This window comes from Paraburkholderia sp. EB58, from assembly GCF_050436665.1.
Classification (GTDB): Bacteria; Pseudomonadota; Gammaproteobacteria; order Burkholderiales; family Burkholderiaceae; genus Paraburkholderia.
This window is the reverse complement of sequence record NZ_JBNDMQ010000029.1, coordinates 71,249-94,540: the sequence shown is the minus strand read 5'-3', so window position 1 is coordinate 94,540 and position 23,292 is coordinate 71,249. Positions and strand designations below refer to the sequence as shown.

The following is a 23,292-nucleotide window of genomic DNA, read 5'->3' as shown; positions in this document are numbered from 1 at the left end:
CATAACAACAACATCACTATCTGAGAGCTTGACGCTACGCGCCCTACGCGTAGCGGACGCGGCGCAGCTCCACGCGCTGGAGTTGCAGCCCGCGATGTTGCATGGCAATCCGGCTGCGCCGTATCCGACCCTCGAAAAGACGCGCGCGTGGCTCGAAAAATTAGACTCTTCCAAGGTGGCCATTGCCGCAGTGGTCGGCGATATACTGGTCGGCTTCGGAATATTGTCACGGGGCTTGCTGCGCCGTGCCCATACGGCGACGATCTCCGTCGGCGTGCACGATGCATGGCATGGCCGCGGGGTCGGCAGTGCGTTGATCGCAGAAATGCTTGATCTTGCCGATCAGTGGCTCGGTCTGCGTCGCGTCGAACTCAATGTGTTCACCGACAATCAGGCGGCCATTGCGCTGTACAGGAAGTACGGTTTCGAAGTAGAAGCAACGCACCGCGGCGCCGCATTACGCGACGGAGTGCTGATCGATTGCTACTTCATGGCACGGTTGCGTGAGCCGATGCCATTCGCAACGGACCAAAATAATGAACACGAGCAGCGAGAGGTTTGAGAGAGAGGCAGGGACAACACCGCGCGTGATCGTACGCGTATGCGAAGCGTCGGACATGGAAGCGATCGCCGACATCACGAGTCAACCGGGTGTCCGGCGCGGAACGTTGGCCGTGGGGTACCGCACGCCTGAAGCCATGGCGTCATGGTTCGCCGGTTTGCCTGCGAATTCCATTGCCTTGTGTGCGGAACTGGATGGTCGTGTAGTGGGGCATGCCGGTCTGGTGGTTGCGCCACCGCGCCGTGCGCATAGCGCGGGCCTCGGGTTGTCTGTGCACGACGCCTGGCAAGGGCGCGGCGTGGGTACGGCACTGATGGCCGCGCTCGTCGAATGCGCCGACCATTCGCTTGGCCTGCGCCGCATCGAATTGACAGTGTTCACCGATAACGCGCCGGCCATTGCCCTCTACCGCCGTTTCGGTTTTGTCGAAGAGGGGCGCTCGCGCGGCTATGCGATGCGCGACGGCGTGCTGGCCGATGTTTTGCACATGGCGCGCCTCGCTGACGCGCCGTCCTTCGTGCAGCACTGACAGGAAGCCTGAGTGCCCTCATTTTTTATTGACCGACCGGTCTTCGCCTGGATTGTCGCGCTCGCCATCATCGTGGCGGGCGCGCTAGCCATTCCGCAACTTCCTGTTGCCCAATATCCGCGCCTGTCGCCGCCGCGCATCGTGATCGCGGCGAGCTATCCGGGCGCCGCGACTGAGGTGGTCGACGGCGACGTGGGCAGCATCATCGAGGAAAGTCTCGATGGCGCCGACGGTATGCTGTACTACGAAACCAGCAGCGACGGTCAGGGCAATCTGGAAATCGACGCGACCTTCTCGCCGGCCACCAATCCCGACATCGCGATGGTCGACGTGCAGAACCGTCTGAAGCAGGTCGAGCCGCGCCTGCCGCAGCAGGTCGTGCAGAACGGCATCAGCGTGTTCAAGGCGTCGAACACCTTTCTGATGCTGGTCGCGCTGACCTCGACCGACGGCACGCGCGATTCGACCGAACTGAGCAATTACCTGAACCGCTACGTGATGCGCGAACTGAAACGCGCACCCGGCGTCGGCTCGGCACAATTGTGGGACTCGGACCAGGCGTTGCGGATCTGGATCGATCCGATGAAGCTGCGCGAATATGGCCTTGCCGCCGGCGACGTGAACGCCGCGATCATGGCGCAGAACGCCACGGTGACGGCCGGCACGCTGGGCGACGCGCCATTTGTGCCGGGGCAGCAACTGGTTGCTTCGGTGAGCGTCAAGGGTCAGCTGATATCGCCTGAAGAGTTCGGTCTGATCGTGCTGAAGGCGAAGCCGGACGGCTCCGCCGTGCGCCTGCGCGACGTGGCGCGCGTCGAGCTCGGCCGTGACGACTACTCGTTCTGGTCGCGCCTGAACGGCCGCTCGTCGGCAACCGTGGGGATTCAGTTAGGACCGCGTGGCAATGCGCTGGAAACCTCGAATGCGATTCGCGCGCGCCTTGCCGAGCTGTCCAAAAGCATGCCGCCCGGCGTCCAGGTCGAAATCCCTTTCGACAGCGCGCATTTTGTGCAGATCGCGATTCGTGAGGTGGTGTACACACTGATCGAAGCCGTGGTGCTGGTGTTCTTCGTGATGTGGCTGTTCCTGCGCGACCTGCGTTACACGCTGGTGCCGACGGTGGTGATTCCGGTCACGCTGATGGGCGCGTTTCTGGCCATGTGGGCGTTCGGTCTGTCCATCAACGTGTTCACGATGTTCGGCCTCGTGCTGGCGATCGGCATTCTGGTCGACGACGCGATCGTGGTGGTCGAGAGCGTGCACCGCGTGATGGAAGAGGAGGGCTTGCCGCCGCGCGAGGCGACCCGCAAGGCGATGTCGCAGATCGGCAGCGCGATCGTTGGCGTGACCGCTGTGCTGACCGCGGTGTTCGTGCCGATGGCGTTTTTCCCGGGCAGCGTGGGTGGTATCTACCGGCAGTTCTCGGTGGCGATGATCGCCTCGATGCTGGTGTCGTCGTTCATGGCCCTCTCGCTCACGCCGGCGCTTTGCGCCAATCTGCTGAAGCCGACTGGCACCACGCCGCATCAGCGTGAGGCCCGTCGTGGCCTGCGCGGCTTCTTCGCGCGTGGCGCGTCAAGATTTGCCGAAGGTTTCGATAGCGCGTCGCGCGGCTATCGCTGGCTCACTACCCGCACCGTGCAGCGGATCGGGCGGGTGCTCGTCGTGTATGCGGTGCTGGTCGGCATCTGCGGGTTGCTCTACTGGCAGATGCCCGGCGGCTTTCTCCCCACCGAGGATCAGGGTCAATTGCAGGTGATGATCCAGTTGCCGGCGGGCTCGACCCAGGCGCGCACGCTGGCGGTGATCAAGCGCGTCGAGGCGATTCTGCATCGCCACCCTGAGATCGCGCACGTGACGAGCCTGATCGGCTGGAGCTTCCAGGGGACGGGTCAGAACGTCGGCATGGCATTCGTTGAACTGAAGGACTGGGACAAGCGCAAGCTCAGCGCGATGGACTTGCAGGACAAGTTGAACGCGGAGTTCACGAGCATTCTCGATGGTCAGGTGGACGCCCAGTTGCCGCCATCGGTGCCGGGCGTGGGCCATTCGGACGGCTTTGTGTTCCGGCTCGAGGATCGCGGTGGGGTAGGGCTCGACGGCCTGAAGGCCGCGCGTGAGGCGCTGTTTGCGAAGGCCAAGGTGGATCCGGCACTCGCGGACGTGCACTCCGAAGATCTGCCCGATGCGCCGCGCATTGAACTGACGATCGACCGGGCCAAGGCCTATGCACTGGGCGTCTCGTTCGACAAGATTTCCGATCTGCTGGGCAGTACCTTTGGCTCGACGTATGTGGACGACTTTCCGGCGTCCGGGCGCATGCGGCGTGTGGTGGTGGAAGGCGATGCATCGACGCGCATGACCGACGACGATTTGATGGCGCTGTCGGTGGAGAACGCACAGGGCAACATGGTGCCGCTGTCGGCCATCGCGTCACGCACGTGGACCGTCGGGCCGGTGGCGCTGTCGCGCTACAACGGCTATCCATCGCTTGACGTGAGCGGCCGCGCAGCGCGTGGCTATAGCTCGGGCGCGGCGATGGCCGAGATGGAGAGGCTCGCTGCTGCGGCACTGCCGGTGGGCGTCGCGTACGACTGGGTGGATGCGGCACGGGAGGAAACCGTCGCCGAGAAGCAGACGCCGCTCCTGATCGGCTTGTCGTTGCTGGCTGTGTTCATGGCGCTGGCCGCGCTGTACGAAAGCTGGACCATTCCGTTCGCAGTGCTGATGGTGGTGCCGCTTGGGGTGATCGGCGCGGTGTCGGCTGTGCTGATGCGCGGCATGCCGAACGACGTGTACTTCAAGGTGGGGATGATCACGGTGATCGGCCTGTCGGCGAAGAACGCGATTCTGATCGTGCAGTTTGCCCGCGATCTGCACGCCCGTGGCTTGCCGTTGGCGCGTGCGGTGATCGACGCAGCAGGCGCGCGCTTCCGGCCGATTGTGATGACCTCGGCGGCGTTTCTGCTGGGTGTGGCGCCGCTGGTGGTGTCGAGCGGTGCGGGGGCCGAGAGCCGCCAATCGATCGGCACCGGCGTGTTCGGCGGTGTGCTGGCGGCGACCTTGCTCGGGCTGGTGTTCGCGCCGGTGGCGTTTTATGCGGTGGTATCGCTCACACAAAGGCGGCGCCGGCGTCCGGCTGGGCCTGAACATGCTGCCACGGATGAGCGTAATAAGCCGGATCCGGCGCGGCCGACGCGCACGGATCGCGAGATGGAGAAGCAGGAAACCAGCAGCAAGTGAGCAGGGGAGGGGCGGCGCGGTCGGCTCGCGGTGACGGGAGGCTGGCCGCGCGCCACGTTATTCGGTTAGCGGCCGACCTGCTTCGATCCAACGCGTCACTTCCCTGAGCGTCAACCGGTAACGAGCGAAGTTGTGTTCGCCGAGGCGGGCGATGTCACCTTTCACTGTTTCGGTGAGCCGCTCGGCGTCTTGCGCCGGGAGCTGAAACTCAGCGACGGCCTCCTTGAGGGATGACCTTGGCGGACGACGCGGCTCACCACTCGCTAATGGCGTTGCGATGGGCCGCGCGAAATGGGTTGGGCAGGCCCGTTGCCTGAGGATTGTTCGTGGAACCGATCTTAGATCGAAATGCCCCGAAAATGGGTCAAAATGGTCTAAGAATGACTCAAGAATGATTCAAGATTCAGAAATTGAGCCGAGATTGGTTTAACCCGGCACGCAGGAGGGCAGTTGGACTGCGACGCAGGAACCAAGGTAAAGGCGGCCTAACGACGCCTTGTGATGGGAACAACCGGGGGAGGAGAGTACAAAAAGAATCGCGCCGCAAACCGAGACTTCGAGAGTCCAGTTTGCGGCGCGAGATACAGCAGTGCAACAGAAGAGGAGAGGGGCGCTTACTTCGACGCCACCAGAATCCACAAGCGCGCCAGATCAGCCGATCCATCGTCGCCCTTGACGGCCTTGAACGCCTGAACTGCCTTCGCCTTCTGACCAGCGATGAAATACGCCTCACCCAGATGCAGTTGCGCCTGATCCGGATGTTCGAGGCCACCCTTGGCAATCAAAGCTTCCATTGTCGCCAGACCCTGCTGAGCCTGACCCGCGAACACCTGATTGAACGCTGCGTCAAACGGCGGAATCGGCACACCGTTGCTGTCGACCGTGCTCGTCGCACGCTTCGCAGCCAGTGCCTGCAGGCGCTTCTCGCGATCCGCACCGGCGTCGTGACCCAGCACGCCGGACGAGAAGCCCTGGTCGATCACCTGCTTGCCTTCAACCGTGGTGCCCGCAACGATCGCCAGTTGCGTCATCTGCATATAGTCGTCAGCTGTCGTCAGCGAACCGGTAGCACGGCGCAGACGATAGGTGTCGATATCGAGACTCGACGCGTAGCCCGGCTTGTTGCGAATCGCGGAGAACAGGTCGTCCCAGTACGATTGCTTCGGGTGGTACGCCACCAGCTTTTCGAGCGCACCGCGATAGGTGGCCGAATCGTTGGACTTCTGTGCGCACGTACCCAGCAACTGCAACTGCGACTCGTCCGGCGCGTGGCCGGCGCGCGCCTGTGCGTCCACGGTGGGCTTGAGCAGGCCCACCACGTTGGCACAGTCGCCCGACAGGTAGTACGACTGGATGAGCAAGACCCGCATGTCCGGATCCGTGCCGCCGGCTTTCAGGTAACGCTGCGCAGTCTTGATTGCCTGCGGGTAGCTCTTTTCCTGAAAGTAGATGCCGGCGAGGGCAGCGGTGGTGCGCTGCTCGTCCGCGCCCGTCAGCTTGCCGGAAGCCAGCAGCGTCTCGTAGGCCTTGGCTGCGGTGCTGGAATCGCCGGCTGCAGCCGCCGCGGCGCCGCGCATCTCTTCGATCATATAGCTTTCATATGACGTCTTGTTCGGCACGGCATCCGCCTGAGCGATCTTCGCCAGCGCGTCCTGATACTTGTGAGCCCGGTACGAATCCTGCGCCGCGTTGAGCGGCTTGGCCACTTCGGGACGCAGTGTGTCGGCGGCATACGCGTTCGGCAGCACGACGAGGGCAGACAGCCCCCCGAAAGCGGCCGCAATCACGGCACGCTTGAACCGTTGATGGATCATTAGCACTCCCACATCCTTATTGCATGTACTGCTCGTTGCCGATCAGCCCGATTTTCGTTGCACCGATGCGTTGCGCCGAAGCCAGCACAGCCGCGACGTCCTTGTACGGCACCAGCTTGTTCGGCAGCAGATGGATCTCGGCCTGCACCGGCTCAGCAGCAACCTGAGCCAGTTTGGCGTTGAGAGCGGCCTGGTCGGGTACGACCGTGCCGTTCCACATCATCGTGCCGTCGAAGTCGATATCGATCTGCACCACCTCAGGCTGCACCGCCGGAGGGGGAGGGTTGCCGACCGGCAAGTTCATCTTGATGGCGTGCGTCTGAATCGGAATCGTGATGATCAGCATGATCAGCAACACCAGCATCACGTCGATGAGCGGCGTGGTGTTGATGTCGACCATCACATCCGGTTCGCCGCCACTGCCCGAAGATACGTTCATTCCCATAGTGGGCTCCTGTCGACCACAGTTAGCGCTTTGGCACTTACTGTGGTCCCATCCAAAGCAACTTAGCCTCCGCGCGGCGGCGGCTCAGTGATAAATGACACCTTGGCGATACCCGCGCGCTCGCACGCTGTGATCACGCGGCCGATAAACTCGTAACGCGTGTTCTGATCGCCACGCACGTTGACTTCCGGTTGCGGCTGCATCACAGACACCGTCTTCAACTGCGTGAGCAGCGTCGCTGCATCCACGTGCTTCTCGTTCCAGAAGAAATCGCCATCGCGGTTGACCGCGATCACGATACTTTTGGGCGTGGTCTGCAGCGGCTGGACTGCCTCATTCGGCAACTTCACCGGCACCGTATGCGTAACAACAGGAATCGTGATCAGGAAGATGATCAGCAAAACCAGCATCACATCGACTAGCGGCGTGGTGTTGATGGCGGAGATGACTTCGTCCTCATCCCCCTCTTGCCCAACGCTCATAGCCATGATTTACCCCGCTTGTTCGACCAGCGTAGCCTTCTGACCTGCAACAGGACGCTTCGCTTTCTTGCCGCCGGCCAGCAGGACGGTGTGCAGTTGAGCACCGAAGCCACGCACACGTTCCATCACCGACTTGTTGCGGCGAACCAGGAAGTTGTAGCCCAGCACGGCAGGAACAGCGACAGCCAGACCGATTGCCGTCATGATCAGCGCTTCACCCACCGGGCCTGCGACCTTGTCGATCGAAGCCTGGCCGGCGATACCGATTGCCGTCAGTGCGTGATAGATACCCCAGACCGTACCGAACAGACCAACGAACGGTGCTGTCGAGCCAACCGTACCGAGGAAGGCGAGGCCGTCTTGCAGGCGGTTCGACACGTTGGTGATCGCGCGGTCAACCGACACGTCGATCCAGGTGTTGCGATCAACGGCTTCGAGCAGCGCTTCGTCGTGGTGTTCGCCGGCGTCGATCGCGGTTTCAGCGATGAAGCGGAACGGCGATGCTTCGTCCAGCAGCTTTGCGCCTTCCGCGAGCGAAGGAGCGGTCCACAGCTGTTCGTCCGCGCTCTTGAAGCGGCGATTAGCACGGTATTGCTCGAAGAACTTCGTGATCATGATGTACCAGCTACCCATCGACATGATCACCAGCAGGATCAGCACGAAGCGGGCAACGAAGTCACCGTTTTTCCACAGGGCGCCGAGGCCGTACGGGTTGCTGACGGTTTCCGAGGTGGCGGGTGCCGGCGGCGGCACGGCCTGATCCGCGGGAGCAGCTGCGGGTGCAGCCGTCGGCGTGGTGTCGGCAGCCGATGCGGCTGCAGTTGCGGTTGCGTCGCTAGCTTGCGCGTAAGCAATTTGCGGTGCGACAACGGTCGTCGCCGTGGTTACGGCGAACACCATGGTTGCCGCCACTGCGGCGAGAGAACGCTTTTTCATGTCTGCTCCAGTTCATGCGTTGAACTTGTACAACGTGACTAATAAATAAATCGCTACCGGTACCGCTCAGTTCGTGGGGCTCAGTTCAGGTTAAAGCTGAACGGAACCTGGACACGGACGGGTTGGCCTTGGGAAACGCAACTAAACTTCTTTACAGCATTGAACGCCGCGCGATCGAGAGAAGAGTCTTCCGACGACTTAGCGACACGCTCATCCGTAATATGGCCCTGCGGATCGACTACGAATTCGATGAGTACGTCACCCGTGACGTTGTTTTCCTGAGCTTCCTTCGGATAGACCACGGATGAGCGGACCTGATCGGAGTTCGGGCACGCCACGTCAACCTGTGCGCTGACCGGCTTGGACGGCGTCGGCGGGGCGGGCGGGGCCGGCGGCGGCGCGGGCTGGGCCACGACCGGTGCGGCCTGATGCGTAATAGTGGGTTGCGGCGGGGTCGGCACGTTGACCTCCGGCGGCGGCACGAACGGCGGCGGCGGCGGCGCGAACTTCGGTGGCGGCAGCTGCACGGTCGGCAGCGGCGGCGGGGGCGGCGGCTTCACCGGCTCGATGATCTTGGTTTCAATCGGGTGCTGAATGACCTGCACCACCTTGGTCGCCAGGCCGTTGAGCAGTGCATAAATCAGCACTATGTGGAGGAGAAGAACGGCGGCGATACCGCCAAAGCGGCGCACGGGGTTCTGCTGCTTTTTCCCGAACTCGCGCGGGCGCCCGGTTCTCTGAACCGGGGACGAGCCCGCCGGAAACTGCCCTTCAACTTTCATAACCACCTTCGTTCCTCCCGGCGTGAGCCGCCCATTTCCGTGACTGCAGCGTTCTTGCTACTTCGAAACATTGTTTACTTCAGCACCGATGAGGGCGCGCAACATTCTTTTGGACTCCAGATGGGGTGTCGCCGTGCCACTCGACCGGATCCAAAGGCTTATGCCTTCAATTCATATCCCGGGTTGCGACGGCGTCATACCGTCTCTGTGTGCAAAGCGCATGCCCGCTTCGGATAGATCCTGAGCGATCCGCGGGGATGAGCGGAAATAGCTCGTAATCTATCTGCGTGGAAGTACTAATAGACGGTATTTGATGCATCCCCTTCGGTTTGACGCAGGCTGCGACGGACGAAAAGATGCTCGAACGTCACACGATTTTCACAGGCCAGCGCTTCTCGGCTGTGATTCCTGCGACGGAACGATATCAGTTCAAAATCGCGCGTCAAACTTTTTTTGATGGGGGCATACTGTGTTTAGAGGGGGCGCTCTAATCGCTCACAGGCTGCCGCGCCAGTTTGCTTACAACCAGGAATGATTCGGGCAAAAAATCCGTTTGCGTTCAACAGTATGCCGAATGCGGTTGTAAGGTTATGCAGGCTGGCGTTAATACTGATTTACGGCGCGATCAAAAGCCGCATTTACAATCGGCGCTGCACGGCTCGATTCTAAAGCAGGTAGGCGGTTGACTGCACGAGGAAAAAAACGTAATGCGGCGTGAACCGGAGGGGGAGCTGAAGCAGGTGCGGGACTGCGTCGCGCAGTTCGCGCGTGGTGAAGCCGGCGCTTGCGCACTATGAGAGCAGCACAGGCGCAGCAGGCGCAATGAACGCGCTTGGCCGGCTATGAGCAGAGACGGGAATGTCTGCTGCCGGCAGCAGGATATTTTTCAGGGCAGGCGTTGTGCCTGCCCGATTCACGATTAGCTGGCCGAATTCGCGGCGCCCATCATGGACGGCGCCGTTGCGGTACCTGTTCCCTGCGCATTCGTCATGGATGCAGCCGGCATGCAGTCGGCGCGGTATTCGGCCTGCACTTTCGCCTCGGCCGCCTGGATGTCGGCGGGGTAGAGGTCATTGTTGGCGGTCGGGTCGTAGCCCGCCGCTTCCAGTTCTCCCAGTTCGCCCATCAGTTGCTTGTGCGTGACCGGACCCTGGGTATGCGTGAACGGATACGAATTGCACTGCTGCGGGGTGAGCCCCGGGGCAGCCATGGCAGAAGCGCTGCCTGCGAGCAGCAGGGCCATCAATACAGTACGTGTTGCGAGTTTCATGTTTGCATCCTCCACGGATCAGGTCGTAAGAGGGCAACCGCAACGGGCCGCCCGATGCAAACAGGCTAGTGGATGGGCGATACCGTTTCGCCCTCGTAACCATGAAGGATCGTTCATCTTCAGGATGTGGCGGCACAGGCGGCTAAACCATGCGCCGCCCGCTCGCCCCCGCCGGTGCTGACGCCGTCCGCGAACTTAAATATTTTTTAATGAAGCCGATGCGTGACAGTTACAGACGCGCGCGTAGCCTGTGAACATCGCTGAACCCACCCACGCTGCGGCGCCTCGCGCGCCGCCGGTGCCGAACTCAACCCGCTCAACCTGCAAGCCGAATATGGCATCATGTACCTTTACTGATAACCAGTCGCGCACGCCGCTCAAGTTGGCCGAGTTCGCCGCTACGCGTGAAATCATCATGTCGCGAGTGCTGACAATCGAAGATGACGAGATCACCGCTAACGAAATCGTCGGTGAACTGAAGAGCCGCGGCTTTACCGTGGACTGGGTGGCCAACGGCCGCGACGGCATGGCCCGCGCCATGAGCGACGAGTACGACGTCATCACACTCGACCGCATGCTGCCGGGCGTTGACGGGCTCACGATCCTCACCACCATGCGCAGCATCGGCATTCATACGCCGGTTTTGATGCTGAGCGCGCTGGGCGATGTGGACGAACGTGTGCGCGGCTTGCGCGCGGGCGGCGACGACTATCTGACCAAACCCTTCGACCCCGAAGAAATGACCGCGCGCCTCGAGGTCCTGCTGCGCCGCAGTCAAACCCCGACGACCCAGTTCGAAACGACGTTGCGCGTCGGCCCCCTCGAACTCGATCTGATCTCGCGCAAGGTTCAGCGTGACGGTGAAGAGATCGTGCTGCTGCCGACCGAATACCGGGTGCTCGAATTCATGATGCGCCACGCCGGCCAGACCATTACCCGCACCATGCTGTTCGAAGCGGTGTGGGGCTACCACTTCGATCCGGGCACCAACTTGATCGACGTGCACATGGGCCGCCTGCGCAAGAAGATCGACCCACCCGGCGTCAAGCAGATGATCCAGACCGTGCGGGGCTCGGGTTACATCCTCGCGTGAGCAGACCATCTTGACGGACAACTCTTTCCCCACGCAATCCGCTCTGGGGCGCCGTTGGCATTCCACTACGTTTCGTCTGATCACGGTGTATGCCGTGATCTTCTCCATTTCCGTGATGTCGCTGCTGGGGTTTATCGGCTGGGCGGTGACGGGCGACATGGAGCACGAGACCGACGTCGTGATGGCTTGGCAGTTCATCTACTTCGACTCGATGCCCCATACGGAGTTGGCCGATGCGATTCATCGCCGGCTCGAGCACGAGCGGATGCACGCTAATTACTATGGGCTGTTCTCGGCCGACGGCCAGCATCTCGCCGGCGACGTGCTTACGATTCCGCCCAATCTGCCGCCCAATCGCAGTGGCATGACGCTCCATCACACCTTGCAGGTGATAAGCGGCGAGCGCACGCCCGTAGTCCGCGCGATGGCTGAGCGCCGCAGCGACGGCGAAACCCTCGTGCTGGCGCGCGATCTCACGCACATCCTGCGGATTCGCGAGACCATCATCAACGCCTTGATCGGCGGCGGGATTCTCTGCCTCGTGGCGGGGGTCGTGGGCGGCCTCGCCCTGAGCGTGCGGCAAATGCGCCGTCTGAAGGCGATTCGCCGCGTGACCCTGAAGATCGCCCAGGGCGATCTAGGCCAGCGTCTGCCGATTGGCGGCCGTGATGAGATCGACATGCTGGCGCATCTGGTCAATCACATGCTGGCGGAAGTCGAGCGTCTGATGAACGAGGTGAAGGGCGCCTGCGACGGCATTGCCCACGATCTGCGTACACCGCTTGCCCATGTGCGGACCTTGCTGGGACACATCGCCGAGCGCTCGGACAACCTCGAGGACGTGGCCCTGTCGACTCTGGTGGAGCGTGCCCGCAGCGAGACCGATGCGCTGCTCGACCGCTTTCGCGCGATGCTGCGCATCTCCGAGATCGGCACCCTGCAGCGCCGCGGCGGTTTTGCCGAGGTGGAACTGCAGGCGCTCGTCGAGGAGGTCGGCGAGTTGTATGAGCCGCTCGCCGAGCTTCGCTCCCTGAGCTTTGCGGTCGAATCCGAAGCCGTGCCGGCGATTCACGGCGACCGGGCGCTGCTGTTCGAAGCATTCAGCAATCTGCTCGATAATGCTTTCAAGTTCACGCCGGCAGGCGGGGCCGTGCGCATGGTGCTCCGCCAAACGCCTGCGGGGCCGCTGGTTGAGGTCATCGACAACGGGCCTGGCATCCCGCTGGATGAGCGCGACGCCGTGCTGCAACGCTTTTATCGCGGCGAGAGTACGCGCCACCTGGCAGGCTCGGGTTTGGGGCTCAGTATTGTCTCGGCAGTAATCCGCGTGCATGACTTTACGTTGCGCATCGGCAACGCTGAACCTGGCGCGTGCGTGAGCATAGAATGCTGGTCGAGGACGCTTGCATGACCGGTCCCGCTAACTATTTCGCTTTTCATCCCGCTTTAACAGGTGGCTGAATGCGCATCCTGTTCGTCGCCGCACCTCATCCCGAATCCGCATGGCTCTATAAGGCCTTGCAGGAGAGTGCACACAGCCTGCAACGCGCGGAGGACCTGCGCGACGGTGCGTTTCTCGCGACTCAGGAAGCGTTCGACGCGATCGTCGTGATGTCCCTCGACCCACCGTCGTATGCAGCCTTGCTGGCAGCGTTGCCGCAATTCGTCGAGGCCGGTGCGGGTGCGGCGATTGTCGTCGTGCTGGGCCAGTGCGGTGCTCAGGACCGCACCCGGGCACTGCGCGCAGGCGCCGACGCCTGTTTCGGGCAACCATATTCGTTCATCGAAATGCATGAACGGATGCAGGCGCTGCGGCGTACGGCCGTCTCGCGCGCCGCGCATGAGCAGCTGGCGGCCGCGGCCGCCACGAGTGCTACGTTGACGCTTAATCCGCTGACGCGCGAACTGGTGGACGGCGACCACCGCCTGGTGGTGACCCGGCGCGAGTATCTGCTGCTCGAATGTCTGATGCGTCAACCGAACGCGCCGGTGCCGCGCGAGCAGTTGATTCGTTATGCGTGGCCGGAAAAGGACGACGTCGATCCGTCGAGCGTCAATCTGGTGGTCTCGCGGCTGCGGCGCAAACTCGCGCAGCAACTGCCGGGCGTCCACATCGAAACGGTCAGCCGTTACGGCTATCAGATTGCGACTGAATCCGCTTAAGATGCCGTAGAGGACAACGAAGCGAGCGCGCTCACCCGTCTGAGGAGCGCGCTTTTACGTTCACGAACCGAAATAAGGTTGGCAGAAGTCGGGCGGCCCGACGCAGCCGTTGGCGGCGTTGGGACCTGCCGAGGCGCAGCCGGATAAGAGCAGTCCGGCGGTGGCTGCGGCGAGCGCGTAGAGCACAGCGCGTTTGAGTAAGGTGCGGGTTTTCATGGTTTCGTCAGGTCACTTCGGGTTGGTCGGCCCAGGGTACGAATCGATTCGCTGTCCTGTTGATAAGAAGGATAGTCGCGGCGGTATAGCGGGTCGATGGTATGAACGTGAAAGGAAATTTATTCTCGCGTTAACTTCATGTTCAATTGGCATCGGCCAGCTTGCTTGCTGCAACCGGCTGTCCTTGCGCCTGCACCGGCGCGGCGGGCGCTGCCGCCATCGCAGCCTGATCGGCCGACCACCCCCCGCCCAACGCATCGATCAACCCCACCGAAGCCAGCAAACGCCGCGTATTCACGTTCAGCGCGAGGATCTGCGTATTGAGTTCAGTGGTCTGCGCGGTCACCACATCCAGATAACTGACCACCCCATCGCGGTAGCGCGACATGGACAGGTTCAAGGTACGCTGCGCGTCGGTAAGTGCTTCGTTCTCCTGTGTGGCTTCGTCACCCAGGTGATGCAGCTGAGCCAGATTGTCTTCGACCTGCTGGAACGCCAGCAACACGGTCGACTTGTACTTGGCGCCGTTCTCCGCCAGCTTGGCGCGCGCCTCCTGCGTCATGGCTTCACGACGGCCGCCGTCGAACAGCGTCATCACGAGACTCGGACCGATCGACCAGATTTCGTCAGGCGCCATGATCCAGGGGGACAGCGTGTTGCTCTGGAAGCCGCCGTCGAGTCCCAATGAGACGTCCGGGAAGAACGCCGCCTTGGCAACGCCGATCTTCGCATTCGCTTCCGCCACGCGCCGCTCGGCGGCTGCAATGTCGGGACGCCGCTGCAGCAGCGCGGCGGGCACACCGGTCGGAATCGACGGCAGATACGCGAGCCCGGTCGACGGCGTGATAGAGAACGACGAGGCCGGCACGCCAGTCAGCGAGGCCATCGCATGCTCATACAACGCGCGTTGGGCCTTGACGTCCTCAGCCGCCGCGCGCGCTGATGCGAGCTGGGTTTGCGCGCGCGACACATCGAGATCCGAGGCAATGCCGCCGGTGTGACGGCTCATCGTCAGCTTCAGGGCACGCTCATAGGTGGTGATCGTGTCCGCGAGGATCTGCTGCTGTTCATCGAGTCCGCGCAGATTGAAGTAGGCGTCGGCCAGACTCGCTTGCAGGCTCAGGCATACGGAAGCGAGATCGGCGTCGGCAGCCTGTGCTGCCGCGCGGCCTGCGCTGACTTCATTGCGTACGCGGCCCCACAGATCGAGGTCGTAGTTGATGCCGACGTCGACGGTATTCGATCCATAGACCGATGGCTCATTCGAGCCACGCAGCGGCCGGTTGTCGGATTGCCGGTTGCTTGATATGTTGGCGGCCGCGCCGATCGTCGGGAAGAGGCCGGAGCGCGCCTGCGCAAGAAAGTCGACGGCCTCGTCATGGCGCGCGACGGCCGCGGCAACATCGGGATTGGCCGCGGCCACCTGCACCTCGAGCTTGTCGAGGACAGGGTCGTGATACACCTGCCACCATGTGTCGCGCGGTACCTGATCGGCGGGTTTCGCCAGCCGCCACGCGCCGCCCTCCTTGAAGGCCGTCGGGATCGCAGTGGGCGGCACCTGATAGGTCGGCGCGAACGAGCAGCCGCTAAACAGCGCGGTGACCGCCAACGCGACGCACAGGCTACGCTTGAACTTAAACTCAACCATGAGCGCGCTCCGCGTCGCGATGCTCGGCGAGCGAGGTGGTGGGCGCGTTGGCGGCGTGGTTGCTCACGAGCCGCACCGCATCACCCGTGGCGATCGAGTCAGGCGGGTTGTCGATCACGGGGTCGTTGGCGTCGAGGCCCGAGCCGATTTCGACCTGGGTGCCCAGATCGGTGGCGATCGTGACGGGCTTGAGGATTGCGTGATTGTCCTTGCCGACCACCGCCACCTGCAGGCCGCTTTGCCGGAAAATCAGCGAGCTGGCCGGAATCAGCAGCGAGTGGGGATTGGTCGGCATGGCGAAGTGTACTTCGGTGTATTCGCCCGGAATCAGCATGCCGTTCTGATTGTCGACCTCCAGTTGCACGAGCAGCGTGCCCGAGGACGGCGTGATCGAATCGTCGGTGTCGACCAGTTTCGCGTCGAACTTCATGCCGGGACGTTCTGGTACTGTCAGCGTCGCGGTCATGCCGGGCTTGATGGCTGCGGCGTCGCTTTGCGGCACGCTTACGTAGACGCGCAACTGACGCGCGTCGGACACCGTGAAGAGTTCGTGACCATCGCCGCCGCCCGCGTCGATCAGGTCGCCGATGTCGGTCTTGCGCGCGGTCACGATGCCGTCGAACGGCGCGGTGATGCGCTTGAACGACTCCAGTGCTTCGAGCCGGTTCACGTTCGCCTGGGCCGCCGCGACGCTGGCCTGCTTGGCGGTGAAGTCGCTGGTCTTTTCATCCGTGTCCTGCTGCGAGACCGAATCCTGCTTGAGCATCTCGGTCCAGCGTTTGGCGGTAGACGCTGCAAGCTTTTCGTTCGCCTGCGCATTGTCCAGATCGGCCTTGGCCTGCAGCAATTGCTGGTCGAGATCGGGCGTGTCGATCACACCGAGCAATTGTCCGGCTTTCACATGCGTGCCGATATCCGCATACCACGCATGCAGATAGCCTGGCACCCGGGCATAAATTGGCGCGTTAACGAAGGCCGACAGATGGCCCGGCAGGATGAGCGACTGCGTGGCGCCCTGGAGGCTCGGCGTATAAGCGGCCACGGTCGGGATAGCCTGCTCGTCGGACCACGTGGTCATTTCCTGCTTGGCATGCACGCGGGTGAAGATGCCAGTCGTCACGACCCCCGCGGCGGCGAGCAGCACCACGATGCCGACCAGCTTCAGATGACGTAGCCGCTTCGGCGAATTGATTTCGATATCAGTGGACATGGACGACTCCGGTTTCGGAAGTAGGGTGATCTTTATCTTTGGCAGGGGGATGCTTCGCCGCATCGCGACGGTGCACAAGACTGAACACAACCGGTACGAACAGCAGCGTGGCGAAGGTTGCGCAGATCAGGCCGCCGATCACGGCACGCCCGAGCGGCGCATTCTGTTCGCCGCCATCACCGAGGCCGAGCGCCATCGGCGCCATGCCGATGATCATCGCCAGCGCGGTCATCAGCACCGGGCGGAAACGCGTGAAGCCGGCTTCCATCGCGGCGACCAGCGCGTTGCCGGTCGCCGCGAGACGCTCGCGGGCGAAGCTCACCACCAGAATGCTGTTGGCGGTCGCGACGCCCATGCAGAGAATTGCGCCGGTCAGTGCGGGCACCGAGAGCGGCGTATGGGTGGTGAACAACATCCAGACGATGCCGGCGAGCGCCGCGGGCAACGCGGTGACAATGACGAACGCGTCGGCCCAAGAGTGGAAATTCACGACAATCAGCATGTAGATCAACAGGATCGCGCCAACGAGACCGAGCGAGAGCCCGAGGAACGCGCTGTTCATCGTCTGCACCTGGCCGCGCAACGTGACGACCGAGCCCTTCGGTACGTCCTTTGCCGTCGCATGCAGGATGTGCTGGATATCCGACGCCACCGCGCCGAGGTCGCGGCCTTGTGTCGTCGCAAAGACGTCGTAGAGCGGCTCGATGTTGTAGTGCGAGACGACCGCATCGCCAACGCCGCGCTCGATGGTGGCGATTCCGCCCAGGATCTGCGACTGACCGTCCTTGCCGGTGACAGGCAGATTGCTCAGCGCAGAGAGCGACTCCATCCGGTACTGCGGCGTCTGCGCCACGATCGGATACGACACCCCGTTGTTGGGATTGAGCCAGTACGTGGGCGACACCTGGCTCGTGCCGGAGAGGCTCGCCACCACGGAGTTGGTGACGTCCTGCTCGGTGATGCCCAGTTGATCGGCCCGCGAGCGGTCGACCGACACCGTGAATTGCGGATAGGTCGAGTCTTGCTGGATGCGCGTGTCGGCGATGCCCGGAATCAGGCGCATTTTGCGCATCACTTCAGTGGCGTAGCGCTGATTGGCGTCCTGGTTTGGGCCGGCTACCTGCAGGTCGATCGGTGCGGGCGCACCGAAGTTCAGAATCTGGCTGACAATATCGGCCGGCAGGAACGAGAACGTGGTGCCGGGGAATTCCTGCGGCAGGAGTTCACGCAGCTTCTTCACATACCCGGCCGTCGGCGCATGATTTTCGTTCAGCGAAATCATGATGTCGCCGTCCTGCGGTCCGGTAGTGCCGCTATTGTTATAGGTCAGGTTGATACCGCTATTGGGCAAGCCTACATTGTCGATGATGCTCGCGAGTTGATCCCGCGGGACTACGCGGCGCACGGCGTTTTCGATGTGGTCGAACTCGTCGGCCGTGTCTTCGATGCGCGTGCCGATCGGCGCGCGCACGTGAAGCGTGATTTCACCCGAATCGATGCTCGGAAAGAAATTGCGGCCCAACCACGGCGCCAGCAGGAACGAGGCGCCGACCACGATCAGAAACCCCACTACAAAACGCTTGCGATGCGTAAGCGCAAGACCGAGCACGATCCGGTAGACGCCGCGTACCCGTTCAAACCGGTGCTCGAAACCGCGTTGAAAGCGCACCAGCGGATTGCGCGAAGGGGGCGCGTGGTGATGGGCGCCGTGGCCGTGCGGTTCCATGACGGCCGCCAGTTCACCAGACGCATGACCGCCCGAGGCATGCGGACGCAAAAGATATTGGGCGAGCATCGGCACGAACGTGCGCGACAGCACGAACGAGGCGACCATCGCGAAGATCACTGCTTCAGCCATCGGCACAAACAGGTAGCGCGCGATGCCGTTCAGCAACAGCATCGGCACGAACACGATACAGATGCACAGCAGCGAAACGAACGCGGGTCCGACGATTTGCGCCGCGCCATCCATGATCGCGCTCCTGACGTCCTTGCCTTGCTCGAGGTGCCAGTTGATGTTCTCGATCGTCACGGTAGCGTCGTCGACCAGGATCCCTACCGCGAGTGCAAGCCCGCCCAGGGTCATCACATTGAGCGTTTCGCCCATTGCCGAGAGGCCGGCGATCGCCGTCAGCACGGCGAGCGGAATTGACGCCGCGATGATCAGCGTGGAGCGCCAGCTGCCGAGGAACAGCAGGATCATCAACGAGGTCAGCGCGGCGGCGATGACACCTTCGCGCGCGACGCCGCTGACGGCGCCCTTTACGAAGGTCGACTGGTCGCCCATCGTGACGATCTTGAGGCCGGGTGGCAGCGTCTCTTCAATGAGCGGCAGTTTCGCCTTGATGCCCGCGATGATGTCGAGCGTCGAGGCGGAGCCGTTCTTCAGGATACTCATCAACACTGCACGGTGGCCGTCGACGCGCACGATGTTGGTCTGTGGCGGATAGCCGTCGCGCACGTGGGCCACGTCGCGAATATAAATGGTTGCGCCGTCCACCGTCTTGATCGGCAGTGCGTTCAGCTCCTGCAGCGCGAGCGGACTGTTATTCAGTTTGATGTTGTATTCGAAGCGGCCGATTTTTTCGGTACCCGCCGGAATGATCTGGTTCTGCTGCGCGAGCGCGTTCGCCACGTCCTGTGCGGAGAGCTTCTTTTCCTGCAGCGCTTGCGGATCGAGGTCGATCTGCACTTCGCGGGTCTTGCCGCCGTACGCAGTCGGAATCGCCACGCCGGGCACGCTCAGCAGTTGCGGGCGAATGAAATTGGTCGCGTAGTCGGCGAGCTTCTGTTCATCGAGCGTATTGCTGGTCAGGGCCAGTTGCAGTACCGGTACGGTCGACGCGCTGTAGTTCAGGATCTGCGGCGGCGTCGTGCCCGGCGGCATCTGCTTCAGCACGGTTTGCGAAACGGAGGTGACCTGTGCGGTCGCGGTGCGAATGTCGACGCTCGGCTGAAAGAATATCTTGACGATGCCGTAACCGCGGAATGATTGCGATTCGATGTGCTGGACATCGTTGACGGTGGTGCCGAGCGTGCGTTCGTAGTAGGTGACGATGCGTCCGGCCATGTCGTCCGGTTGCAGTCCGGCGTAGTTCCACACAACGCTGATCACGGGGATGCGGATGTCGGGGAAGATGTCGGTCGGCGTGCGCAGTGCGGATAGCGGGCCGATCACGAGGATCAGCAACGCTAGCACGATGAACGTGTAAGGCCGCGTTAAGGCTAGCCGGACAATTTTTAACATCGAAAGCTGCTCCGTTTGGAAACACGTGATGCTGAGAACGCGTTAGTCGGTAAGGACAAGCACCAGCACAAGGGATGGATTGCCCGATGACGGTATTCTGGGGAGCAGGCCCTAACAGGCAGTCTCTAAAAAAATGAAACAAGTTTTAGATGTTTAAGATCGCGAGCGTCGCGTCGCGGGAGCGGCGAATCGCCGGCCGCCGGACGGCGTAAACGCCAAAAAGCGCCGCGTGCTGCATTCAGCACGGGCGCTTGAGTAGGGGAGGTGAGGTATGCGTGACGCCTGTGCGTCAGCCAAACAGATAACCGGAACCGCGAATCGTGCGGATCAGCGGCCGCTCGCCGGCCACGTCGACTTTCTTACGGAGACGCCCCACATGCACGTCGATCAGATTGGTGCCGGGATCGAAACGGCAGCCCCATACCGCTTCGAAAATCATCGTGCGTGTCAGCACCTGGCCCGCGTGCCGCATCATGAATTCGAGCACACGAAATTCGGTGGGCTGCAATTCGAGTTCGCGCTTGCCGTGGGTGACCCGGCGTCGCACGAGGTCGAGCTCCAGCACGCCAGTGCGTAACAGCGTCTCGGCTTTTGCGTTGCGTGGACGGCGGCGCAGGAGGACTTCGACGCGCGCAAACATCTCGTCGGGCGAGAACGGCTTGGTCAGATAGTCGTCGCCGCCCGCGCGTAGCCCCTGAATGCGGTGATCCACATCGGACATTGCGCTCATCACCAGAACGGGGGTCTCCATGCCGACACCGCGCATGGTGGCGACGATGGTCAGGCCGTCGAGGTCCGGCAGCATGCGGTCCAGCGTGACGACGTCGTATTCGCCTGCCATGACCTTGGCCATGCCTTCGCGGCCGGTGCGCGCCACGTCGACAGAGAAGCCACTTGAAGTGAGGGTGCGTACGATGTCGTCGGCGATCAGTTCATCGTCTTCGATCGTCAGTATCTTAGGCATGGTTCGCGATTGCCCTGGTTCTTGTCCATCAAGCCACCACCCGCAGCGCGACTGGCTTGTCCGGGGCGCGATACTGGCTTACCGCGAAGTCGATGAAGCTGCGCACCTTCATAGACAGATAGTTGCGGCCGGAGTAGAGGATCGACACATGCCGCGGGCCACCGTTGACCTCGAACTGTTCGAGCACCGGCACGAGCGTGCCTTGGGCAAGGTCGTCGCTGACCGACGGCAGCGGTAGCAGTGCGATGCCCATATGGTTGAGCGCGGCGACTCGCACCATCGCGCTGCTGGTGGCCGTCAGCGCGCTGCCGGTGTTGACGCGGTAGACACCGTTGGCGTCCGCAAATTCCCAGGTGCGCGAACTGCCGTCCGATACGGTCAGCAGGCCGTGCCGATTCAACGCGGCCGGGTCGCGTGGCGTGCCGTGGCGCGCCAGATAGGTGGGCGAAGCCACCGTCACTTCTTCCATGCTCGTTAGCGTGCGGCTCACGAGCGACGAACTGGCGAGACGCCGGTCGTCGGAGAAGCACACGTCGAAGCCGCCTTCGACCATGTCTATATGTGTATCGTAGGTGGTGACGTCGAAATCGACGCGTGGATGCAGCGTGCGATACGACGCGAGCAGGTTGCCGAGTCCGGAGGTGGCAAAGGTCATCGGCGTGGCGATGCGCAGCGTGCCGCGTGGGTCGCGCGTGGTCTGCACGAGGTTCGATTCCATCTCATCGAGCTTCTCGATGATCGTGCGGCAGCCGTCCAGATACTCCTTGCCGACTTCGGTGAGCGACAGGCTGCGCGTCGTGCGATTGAGCAGGCGCATGTTCAGGTGTGCCTCGAGCATGCTGACACTGCGCGTGACGGCGGCAGCCGACATGCCCAGTTGTCTCGCGGCCAGATTGAAGCTGGCGAGATCGACTACGCGTGTAAAGACACGCATCGCTTGTAGCTGGTTCATGGTCTGAGACTAGGAAAGGACGATGCGTGCATCATGGGCGCTCGCAAGTAAAACGGGACTGCCAGCTTGATTAAGTCTTTTTTAATTTTGTGCAATGTTCATGAACTGCGCGGATACATTGCGCGCGCCGGTGGCGCCATGCGCGGGTCGCCTTGCAAAAGCGACAGGCAAAAAAAGAGCGCGGACTAAGCCGCGCTGCTAAGGAGATCTTGAAAAAGACCGCAGTTACGCGGACAACCCAGTATAGGGCGTTGCGTGCATGCGGTGAGCGCGAACTCTGAAAGACACTGCTGCGCAAACCGGAACAAAACACGGCATGAGCATGACAGTTCACGAATCGCGAAAGAATCTGTTGCGCGACGCGGCGTGAATCCGGCAGACATCCAGCAAAGCAGCGTGGCCTAATTCATCAACGCGTGCGCTTCTTCCTGCTCCAACGTTTCCAGATGCTTCGACAACGCTTCGTTTAGCTTGGCGAGACTGGGCGTGGGCAGCGCGAATCCCGCCCAGCCCAAACCCGTATGACGCATGAACAGGACGGCGCCGTCATAGAGTGGATGCTTTTCGGTGTGCCAGCACGGATTCATCTCGATCACGTACTGATGCGTGCGTGAGGGCTCCTTCGGCACTTCGGGGCGCATCGCCGCACGGATCAGACTCAGGCGTTCGATCACTGCGTCGACTTCCTGCGCTCCGAGCAAAACGGTGGCCTCGTCGACGGCGATCCGCACTGCATGGGTGCCGTACTCGTTCATCATCTCGATGCTCATTGCCATGTCCTGACTCCTCATACCTATCACGATGGGGAAATTATGGAACGACTGTACGGAGCGAAGGCTGAAAGAGGGCGATTGTTTGATGAAACATTCTTTAAGGTGCGCGGGGGCAAGCGGGGCCAGACTGGGGCGCGGTGTGCGATCTTAAACAGTGGGATGTGTGCGGGCGTTCGAAAGTAATACGTTATGCGAACTAGCTGATTCACCTGTGCTTGCTCTTCGGAGGCGCGTGGGTGCTGTGCTGCTACCGCGTTCATAACAGATTACGTATGCGTGGCCTGCTGGAAATGCGAAGCGACAAATAAATCAGATGTATTGAATCGGCATGTTGTTTTCAACATTGAAACGTTTTCGGCGTCGGTAATCTCTGTAGCGTTTTGAAACAAATTTTATTTCAGCCCCTAAACACGCCATTCCGAAGGTTTTCAGAAAAGTAATCAATACCAGACGCGTTCACGATGTGGGCTCAGTTATGCGCCGACCGTCGAGTCAAGTTCACGTTTGAAACGTTTCTTGGCGTTTGGGACAGGCTTCGCCACAGGCGGCAGTCCGAAACCCCCGCTGTATCACGCTGGTACGACATCTGCTTGTTGCGACGCGGTATAAAGTTCAGATCGGGCCGTCATACGACGATCCTCCCGACGACTTGTCACACGCAGCGCAACATACCGGCTTCCGGTGATTTCGCCTGCCGTACCGCTTTGTTTTCATTCAGTAGACCGCCGATTCGTCTGATGTTTCACGCACGTCCGCGCCTGTTTGCTCTGGCGGACGCGATGGGACATCAAACGGATCAAAAGTCGCGATTAGCGAAGCTGTTGTACATTCGCACGAAATTGCCAATTTGCGAATCTATATATAGCGACGCAATCCGCCAACATCGCGCGTATTTCGGTCACTGTCGTCAATGGCGATTTTCGGCGTAGATATGATGCAGTGCGATGATATTAAAAGGCTGGA

General features: G+C 61.7%; 19 protein-coding genes. 6 read left to right on the top strand and 13 right to left on the bottom strand.

The genetic code is table 11. The features are described 5' to 3' along the window. Positions 1-28: 28 nt before the first annotated feature. From P3T40_RS32395 to P3T40_RS32385, 3 genes are read left to right on the top strand one after another with little or no spacing between them, the layout of a single operon-like run. A complete protein-coding gene (locus tag P3T40_RS32395) occupies positions 29-562 on the top strand; it encodes a GNAT family N-acetyltransferase (RefSeq protein WP_429271797.1) in 534 nt (177 codons plus the stop codon). Beyond that, a complete protein-coding gene (locus P3T40_RS32390) occupies positions 537-1,091 on the top strand; it encodes a GNAT family N-acetyltransferase (RefSeq protein ID WP_429271796.1) in 555 nt (184 codons plus the stop codon). Before P3T40_RS32395 ends, P3T40_RS32390 begins: the two co-directional genes overlap by 26 nt. 12 nt (positions 1,092-1,103) lie before the next feature. Further along, positions 1,104-4,334, top strand: a complete 3,231-nt coding sequence (locus P3T40_RS32385) for a multidrug efflux RND transporter permease subunit (RefSeq protein WP_429271795.1) — start codon at positions 1,104-1,106, stop codon at positions 4,332-4,334. A gap of 614 nt (positions 4,335-4,948) precedes the next feature. Here P3T40_RS32385 and P3T40_RS32380 read toward each other — a convergent pair. The 6 genes from P3T40_RS32380 to P3T40_RS32355 all read right to left on the bottom strand — a co-directional run bounded on the left by P3T40_RS32380 (position 4,949) and on the right by P3T40_RS32355 (position 10,063). Continuing rightward, positions 4,949-6,148 carry a tetratricopeptide repeat protein gene (locus tag P3T40_RS32380; RefSeq protein WP_429271794.1) on the bottom strand — a complete coding sequence of 400 codons (1,200 nt, stop codon included), beginning with the start codon at positions 6,146-6,148 and terminating at the stop codon, positions 4,949-4,951. 16 nt (positions 6,149-6,164) lie between these two features. Next, positions 6,165-6,593 (bottom strand): ExbD/TolR family protein, encoded by a 429-nt coding sequence (locus tag P3T40_RS32375; protein ID WP_429271793.1) that lies wholly within the window; start codon positions 6,591-6,593, stop codon positions 6,165-6,167. Positions 6,594-6,655: 62 nt separating this feature from the next. Then, positions 6,656-7,081, bottom strand: a complete 426-nt coding sequence (locus tag P3T40_RS32370) for an ExbD/TolR family protein (protein WP_074265116.1) — start codon at positions 7,079-7,081, stop codon at positions 6,656-6,658. A 3-nt stretch (positions 7,082-7,084) separates the two neighbouring features. After that, on the bottom strand, positions 7,085-8,011 hold the full coding sequence (locus P3T40_RS32365; RefSeq protein WP_429271792.1) for a MotA/TolQ/ExbB proton channel family protein: 927 nt from the start codon (positions 8,009-8,011) through the stop codon (positions 7,085-7,087). A gap of 80 nt (positions 8,012-8,091) precedes the next feature. Beyond that, positions 8,092-8,793, bottom strand: coding sequence for an energy transducer TonB (locus P3T40_RS32360; RefSeq protein ID WP_429271791.1), 702 nt, complete (start codon positions 8,791-8,793; stop codon positions 8,092-8,094). 919 nt (positions 8,794-9,712) lie between these two features. Then, positions 9,713-10,063, bottom strand: coding sequence for a DUF4148 domain-containing protein (locus tag P3T40_RS32355; protein ID WP_429271790.1), 351 nt, complete (start codon positions 10,061-10,063; stop codon positions 9,713-9,715). A 415-nt stretch (positions 10,064-10,478) separates the two neighbouring features. Here P3T40_RS32355 and P3T40_RS32350 point away from each other — a divergent pair, with 415 nt between their 5' ends. The 3 genes from P3T40_RS32350 to P3T40_RS32340 all read left to right on the top strand — a co-directional run bounded on the left by P3T40_RS32350 (position 10,479) and on the right by P3T40_RS32340 (position 13,319). Continuing rightward, entirely contained in the window at positions 10,479-11,156 is a 678-nt protein-coding gene (locus P3T40_RS32350) for a response regulator transcription factor (protein WP_429271819.1), read from the top strand. A 115-nt stretch (positions 11,157-11,271) separates the two neighbouring features. After that, positions 11,272-12,567, top strand: coding sequence for an ATP-binding protein (locus P3T40_RS32345; RefSeq protein ID WP_429271818.1), 1,296 nt, complete (start codon positions 11,272-11,274; stop codon positions 12,565-12,567). Positions 12,568-12,617: 50 nt separating this feature from the next. Beyond that, complete coding sequence (locus P3T40_RS32340; protein ID WP_429271789.1) at positions 12,618-13,319, top strand: winged helix-turn-helix transcriptional regulator; 702 nt, start codon at positions 12,618-12,620, stop codon at positions 13,317-13,319. 60 nt (positions 13,320-13,379) lie between these two features. Here the strand turns inward: P3T40_RS32340 and P3T40_RS32335 are convergent, their stop codons facing one another. The 7 genes from P3T40_RS32335 to P3T40_RS32305 form a co-directional block, all read right to left on the bottom strand. Beyond that, positions 13,380-13,535 (bottom strand): hypothetical protein, encoded by a 156-nt coding sequence (locus P3T40_RS32335; protein ID WP_429271788.1) that lies wholly within the window; start codon positions 13,533-13,535, stop codon positions 13,380-13,382. A 142-nt stretch (positions 13,536-13,677) separates the two neighbouring features. Then, positions 13,678-15,183, bottom strand: a complete 1,506-nt coding sequence (locus P3T40_RS32330) for an efflux transporter outer membrane subunit (protein ID WP_429271787.1) — start codon at positions 15,181-15,183, stop codon at positions 13,678-13,680. Next, on the bottom strand, positions 15,176-16,393 hold the full coding sequence (locus P3T40_RS32325; protein ID WP_429271786.1) for an efflux RND transporter periplasmic adaptor subunit: 1,218 nt from the start codon (positions 16,391-16,393) through the stop codon (positions 15,176-15,178). The genes P3T40_RS32330 and P3T40_RS32325 overlap by 8 nt, the downstream gene beginning before the upstream one ends. Then, complete coding sequence (locus P3T40_RS32320) at positions 16,383-19,640, bottom strand: efflux RND transporter permease subunit (RefSeq protein WP_429271785.1); 3,258 nt, start codon at positions 19,638-19,640, stop codon at positions 16,383-16,385. The genes P3T40_RS32325 and P3T40_RS32320 overlap by 11 nt, the downstream gene beginning before the upstream one ends. Before the next feature lie 289 nt (positions 19,641-19,929). After that, positions 19,930-20,604 (bottom strand): response regulator transcription factor, encoded by a 675-nt coding sequence (locus P3T40_RS32315; RefSeq protein ID WP_429271784.1) that lies wholly within the window; start codon positions 20,602-20,604, stop codon positions 19,930-19,932. Positions 20,605-20,632: 28 nt separating this feature from the next. After that, on the bottom strand, positions 20,633-21,556 hold the full coding sequence (locus P3T40_RS32310; RefSeq protein WP_429271783.1) for a LysR family transcriptional regulator: 924 nt from the start codon (positions 21,554-21,556) through the stop codon (positions 20,633-20,635). Positions 21,557-21,957: 401 nt separating this feature from the next. Beyond that, the gene (locus P3T40_RS32305) at positions 21,958-22,326 is read right to left on the bottom strand and encodes a hypothetical protein (protein ID WP_429271817.1); all 369 of its coding nucleotides are present in this window, start codon (positions 22,324-22,326) and stop codon (positions 21,958-21,960) included. Positions 22,327-23,292: the final 966 nt, after the last annotated feature.

What these genes read in the sequence shown, in the direction of transcription:
- P3T40_RS32320 (WP_429271785.1), bottom strand. Translation starts at nt 19,640, where the DNA reads ATGTTAAAAATTGTCCGGCTAGCCTTAACGCGGCCTTACACGTTCATC.
- P3T40_RS32325 (WP_429271786.1), bottom strand. Translation starts at nt 16,393, where the DNA reads ATGTCCACTGATATCGAAATCAATTCGCCGAAGCGGCTACGTCATCTG.
- P3T40_RS32350 (WP_429271819.1), top strand. Translation starts at nt 10,479, where the DNA reads ATGTCGCGAGTGCTGACAATCGAAGATGACGAGATCACCGCTAACGAA.
- P3T40_RS32345 (WP_429271818.1), top strand. Translation starts at nt 11,272, where the DNA reads ATGTCGCTGCTGGGGTTTATCGGCTGGGCGGTGACGGGCGACATGGAG.
- P3T40_RS32335 (WP_429271788.1), bottom strand. Translation starts at nt 13,535, where the DNA reads ATGAAAACCCGCACCTTACTCAAACGCGCTGTGCTCTACGCGCTCGCC.
- P3T40_RS32360 (WP_429271791.1), bottom strand. Translation starts at nt 8,793, where the DNA reads ATGAAAGTTGAAGGGCAGTTTCCGGCGGGCTCGTCCCCGGTTCAGAGA.
- P3T40_RS32310 (WP_429271783.1), bottom strand. Translation starts at nt 21,556, where the DNA reads ATGAACCAGCTACAAGCGATGCGTGTCTTTACACGCGTAGTCGATCTC.
- P3T40_RS32330 (WP_429271787.1), bottom strand. Translation starts at nt 15,183, where the DNA reads ATGGTTGAGTTTAAGTTCAAGCGTAGCCTGTGCGTCGCGTTGGCGGTC.
- P3T40_RS32365 (WP_429271792.1), bottom strand. Translation starts at nt 8,011, where the DNA reads ATGAAAAAGCGTTCTCTCGCCGCAGTGGCGGCAACCATGGTGTTCGCC.
- P3T40_RS32355 (WP_429271790.1), bottom strand. Translation starts at nt 10,063, where the DNA reads ATGAAACTCGCAACACGTACTGTATTGATGGCCCTGCTGCTCGCAGGC.
- P3T40_RS32340 (WP_429271789.1), top strand. Translation starts at nt 12,618, where the DNA reads ATGCGCATCCTGTTCGTCGCCGCACCTCATCCCGAATCCGCATGGCTC.
- P3T40_RS32380 (WP_429271794.1), bottom strand. Translation starts at nt 6,148, where the DNA reads ATGATCCATCAACGGTTCAAGCGTGCCGTGATTGCGGCCGCTTTCGGG.
- P3T40_RS32315 (WP_429271784.1), bottom strand. Translation starts at nt 20,604, where the DNA reads ATGCCTAAGATACTGACGATCGAAGACGATGAACTGATCGCCGACGAC.
- P3T40_RS32390 (WP_429271796.1), top strand. Translation starts at nt 537, where the DNA reads ATGAACACGAGCAGCGAGAGGTTTGAGAGAGAGGCAGGGACAACACCG.
- P3T40_RS32305 (WP_429271817.1), bottom strand. Translation starts at nt 22,326, where the DNA reads ATGAGCATCGAGATGATGAACGAGTACGGCACCCATGCAGTGCGGATC.
- P3T40_RS32375 (WP_429271793.1), bottom strand. Translation starts at nt 6,593, where the DNA reads ATGGGAATGAACGTATCTTCGGGCAGTGGCGGCGAACCGGATGTGATG.
- P3T40_RS32370 (WP_074265116.1), bottom strand. Translation starts at nt 7,081, where the DNA reads ATGGCTATGAGCGTTGGGCAAGAGGGGGATGAGGACGAAGTCATCTCC.